Annotated in this window: 3 protein-coding genes; all 3 read right to left on the bottom strand. The window is 61.4% G+C overall.

What is annotated here, in order from left to right; translation table 11 throughout:
- The coding region (hppD, locus tag AC1DT3_RS19650; RefSeq protein ID WP_477466897.1) for a 4-hydroxyphenylpyruvate dioxygenase at positions 1–873 on the bottom strand (873 nt) is incomplete at its 3' end.
- 75 nt (positions 874–948) lie between these two features.
- Positions 949–1,575 carry a maleylacetoacetate isomerase gene (maiA, locus tag AC1DT3_RS19645; protein ID WP_477466896.1) on the bottom strand — a complete coding sequence of 209 codons (627 nt, stop codon included), beginning with the start codon at positions 1,573–1,575 and terminating at the stop codon, positions 949–951.
- On the bottom strand, positions 1,572–1,869 hold a 298-nt coding region (locus AC1DT3_RS19640; RefSeq protein WP_477466895.1), incomplete at its 5' end, for a MarR family winged helix-turn-helix transcriptional regulator. The genes AC1DT3_RS19640 and maiA, both read right to left, overlap by 4 nt.

Below are 1,869 nucleotides of genomic sequence, written 5' to 3'. Positions count from 1 at the left end.
GTGTTTCGGCAACCTCTTGTCGATCCGGGCGTAATAAAGGTCGTTGGGCGCAGGCATGAACTCGATCCCTGCGGCGATCAGCGCTTCGATCGACTCGTAGAGATCGATGGCGCCTAGCGCCACGTGCTGAATCCCCTCTCCCTTGTACTCCTGCAGATATTCCTCGATCTGCCCGGTTTCGCCGGCATCCTCGTTGATGGGAATGCGGATCTTGCCGTCAGGGCTCGTCATCGCGCGGGAGTGCAGACCGGTCATCTTGCCGGCGATGTCGAAATAGCGAATCTGGCGAAAATTGAAGAGGCGCTCGTAGAAACCGGCCCATTCGTTCAGTCGTCCGCGCTGGACGTTGTGGGTCAGGTGATCAATGTAGTGGAGCCCGACACCGGCTGGCTTGGCATTGGGCTCGCCCAGCCACGCGAAATCCACATCGTAGATCGAGCCCCTCTCGCCATAACGGTCGACGAGATAAATATGAAGCCCGCCGATGCCCTCGATGGCCGGGATGGTCAATTCGCTCGGTCCGACCTTCGATTGGACGGGTTTTGCGCCCAGCGACAGGGCGCGATCGTAGGCTTGCTTGGCGTCGACGACCCGAAACGCCATGGCCGGCGCTGACGGCCCGTGTTCGCTTGCGAACCGCTCTGCGAACGACCCCGGTTCCGCGTTCAGAATGAAATTGATGTCGCCCTGCCGATAAAGAGTGACGTTCTTCGAGCGATGCCGGGCGACAGCGGCGAGACCCATCGATTTGAACAGACGGTCCAGCTCCTCCGGCTTCGGATGGCAGAACTCGACGAATTCGAAGCCGTCCGTTCCCATCGGGTTGTCTTCAGAGATGTCTGGCGGCGGAGCGTCGTGCGGAAATGGTCCCATAGCTTTCCTCCTGTTGTCGTCCGGCCTCGAAGGCCAAGGGCGGCGACCCAGCCGCCAGAAAGGCGAATGGGTCGATCAGGCGGCGTCCGGCTGGCGTTCCGGCGCCGCCGCTAGAAACGCCGGATGTGTGGCACAGGCCGCATCGACGGCGGCAATCTTGGGAAAGGTTTGAAGAGCAATGTTGAACCGGCGTGCGTTGAACACCTGGGGCACCAGATAGAGGTCCGCGAAAGTCGGCCGCGCGCCGAAAGCGTAGGGGCCGGGTTCGAGCAGCCGCTCGACCGCGTCGAAGCCCTCGCTGATCCAGTGAGCGTACCAGGAATCAATGACCGTCTGATCCTGCCCGAGCGGTCCCTTAAGGTATTTGAGCGTACTCAGATTGTTGAGCGGGTGGATATCGCAGCCGATGATCGCGCTGACCGCCCGGACATGAGCGCGCTTGACCGCATCGGTGGGCAGCAGAGGAGGATCCGGATAGACCTCTTCGATATATTCCAGGATCGCCGGGGATTGCGTGAGAATCGTATCGCCGATTTCAAGAACGGGAACGCGGGCCTGAGGATTGATCAGACGGAAGGCGTCTTCGCGCTGTTCGCCTTTCAGCAAGTTGACCGGCGCAAGCGTATAGGCCTGGCCCTTGAGATTGAGGGCGATACGCACCCGATACGCGGCGGACGAGCGAAAGTAGCCATGGAGTCTCAAGGCCCGCCCTCCTCTCTCGGCGCGAGAGCGCGCGCGTGACGGTCGAGCGTGTCGACGAGGCGCGAGAGCAGACTTTGTTCGTCGCCATTCAGAACCGAGAGGAGCCGCTGCTCGAACGAGAGCGCTTCCGGGGCCAGCTCCTGATAAATCGCACGGCCCTTTTCCGTAAGCTCGAGCAATTCTTCTCGCCGGTCATCGGCGTTGGATCGGCGCGCGATCCAGCCCCGTGCCTCCAGAACGGCGACCGCGCGCGATACGGTCGATTTGTGCATAACGGCGTGCACCGCAATATCG

This window comes from Microvirga sp. P4_G7 (assembly GCF_056401005.1).
Note: the sequence above shows the minus strand (reverse complement) of the source record. Positions and strands in the feature narration are given on the sequence as shown.